Genomic DNA, 2,336 nt, shown 5'->3' on the forward strand with positions numbered 1-2,336 from the left:
ATCGTCGGCGCCGGCATCTCGATCGCGCGCGGCGACTACTGGGGCGCAGCGCTCAGCACCGTCAGCATGGTGCCCTATTTGGGCGACGCGCTGGCCAAGCCCGCCAAAGCCGTCCGCGCCACCAAGGCCATCATGGGCCTGGAGAAAAAAGTCGCCGCGCTGACGCAAACCGTTGCCGACCTGACGAAAGCAAAAAAACAAGCCGAAGCAGCCGAAGCGGCGGCCAAGGAAGCTAAAATTGCGAAAGAGGCTGAGGCGGCGAAAGAGGCTGCAGCAAAGCAGGAAAAATCTACTCCCACCAAGGGAAAGGATTGTGAGGACTGCAAAACGAGTGGAAAGGGATCCGGTAAGGATCTGACTCCGGGGAGTGCGGAACACAAAGCGGACCGATGGGAGCGATATCAGAAGCGCGGGGGGCCGAAGGAGTATGAGCAATGGAGCAAGCAGTATGACGTTAACATGCAGAATTATAAATATGGACTGCAGCGCGAGGCGGATTACCGTACTGCAATGAATGCGAAGGAAGGGACCGTCACTACATCACTGGGCAATAGGCAAATCGACATACTCAAAGCAGAAGAGAAATATGCGGGGCAACTAAAGACTGGGCCTGTAAGTTTAACAAAAGAAAACATATTGGCAATAAAAAAAGATAAGGAACTTGTTGACCTAGGATGGGAAGTTGAGCACATTCTTGAAAAAGGGGCATCACGGCCGTACATGGATGCATTAGATAAGGCGAATATAATTTACAAGATTGGGCCACAGATCCCACCCACCAAATTTTGAAAGGTTATCATGAATTACGCTGTGGAATTAGAAAAATTTGATCATTTCCTAATGATTATGGACGACCAATTGGAGGCCTTAGAAGACAAGGCCGAGCATTACGGGATCAACCTAACCCGTGATCCTAATTCATTCGAAAAATTGGAAGCTCTTTTCGACAAAATGACAGAATCGGTTGACAAAGAAACGAAAATAGACCTGATCATTACATTCGGACGCTACCTAGGTGAAATTGTACGCGAAAGCTTTGGTGGAAAATGGCATCTTCCTCTAGACGACCCAAAGAATATAAATTTCAACTCTCCGGTAATCATCGGCCACGCTAAGGTTGCAGCGGTGCAGTTTGCGCCGATTAGTGTTATGCACGCATATTCACTAAGGAAACGCGCTGGTCTACTCAGAGGCGCCGTCATGTCCCAAGTGAAACCTCAGCCTCTTGAAATCGACCATATGGAAGAAAAATAGGACTAACCATTGCGGGGCTCCGGAGAAAGCTGAACAAAAAGGCGCCCGATACACTAGTTCCGCATGTCAATTCCACGCCAACTGCGCTGACGGCGAGCGTTCGCCGGAAAGACGTACAACGACGAGCAAGGCAATGCCATCTATGTCACCCGGTTATCTCGCCGGTCGCGCGCGGACATCCGCTCAGATTTGGTCGGAGACGGCCATATGCAATTTTCGGACGGACTACGCGCCCCCTTACCTCATAGTCCTTCGTCTTTACGCCTTTTTTCGCTAAGCAGGCGTGACAACCGTCGCCTTCGGGCTGGTTGGTGGTTTCGATACCGCAGTTGGTGCAGCGGACGAGTGGGCGGTAGATCATGTCGTTCTCCTTGAGCTTAGGGTCCGTATCCAGAAGGTGGTTCATTGTCGTCCGTAATTCTCTGAAACTCAGCAAGGGCATCGTCATAAGACCCGAAGAAGTCGATCTCTCCGCCATCCGGATCGCAGATAGCATAGCCAATGAGGACTTTCTGCCCAGCCGCATGTATCTCCCAGACTTCAACCATAGTGAATCCGTCTTTTTCGAAAAGGGTTTTGCCGTACGTTCGCATATATTTCCGCTACAAGGCGGCCTTTCAAGTATCCCGGCCTCCGGCCGGCTCGGGGCGCGAGCGCCGTTTTCCCTCATGTCCCGCCACTTTTGCATGCGAAAGTGCGCGGTCGATCAGTTGAGGGGAAAGTCAGAGTCAGAATCAACCATCCGGTTCAATTGCTCTTGCGTCGGTCTCAAACCAGGAGGCAATCCCGCTAGGGAACCGCTGAATTATTCCTCAGCGGCTGCATCTGCGGCGACCTGAACCTGAGACAATACGACATCGTCCATCACTGCCCAGCCGATCATGCAACGAAGCTTTTCCGACCTTGAGTACGCCGCCAAGAAGAAGCTCACGCGGCGTGACCGATTCCTCGCCGAGATTGATCAAGTTACGCCATGGGGCAAGCTGTAATGACCCAGCGAAATCTGCTCAACTTACGCGGCTAATGCAAAAGTAGCCGCCGGGGTTTGCATCCTCAGCGCCTGGTGTGGACGCTTGTGGTTG

Annotated in this window: 1 protein-coding gene and 2 pseudogenes; all 3 read left to right on the forward strand. The window is 52.1% G+C overall.

From position 1 onward, the window contains the following. Positions 1-789, forward strand: a pseudogene (locus tag ASD15_RS33300) (hypothetical protein); the annotation flags it as partial. 9 nt (positions 790-798) lie between these two features. Further along, positions 799-1,254 carry a hypothetical protein gene (locus tag ASD15_RS19990; protein WP_057156809.1) on the forward strand — a complete coding sequence of 152 codons (456 nt, stop codon included), beginning with the start codon at positions 799-801 and terminating at the stop codon, positions 1,252-1,254. 881 nt (positions 1,255-2,135) lie between these two features. After that, positions 2,136-2,240, forward strand: a pseudogene (locus ASD15_RS33865) (IS5/IS1182 family transposase); the annotation flags it as partial. Positions 2,241-2,336 lie beyond the last annotated feature (96 nt).

Origin of the sequence: Massilia sp. Root351, from assembly GCF_001425045.1 — a bacterium.
In the GTDB taxonomy this organism is placed as follows: domain Bacteria; phylum Pseudomonadota; class Gammaproteobacteria; order Burkholderiales; family Burkholderiaceae_D; genus Rugamonas.

Bases quoted from the DNA above. Each gene is read 5' to 3' on its own strand.
- ASD15_RS19990 (WP_057156809.1), top strand. From the start codon at position 799: ATGAATTACGCTGTGGAATTAGAAAAATTTGATCATTTCCTAATGATT.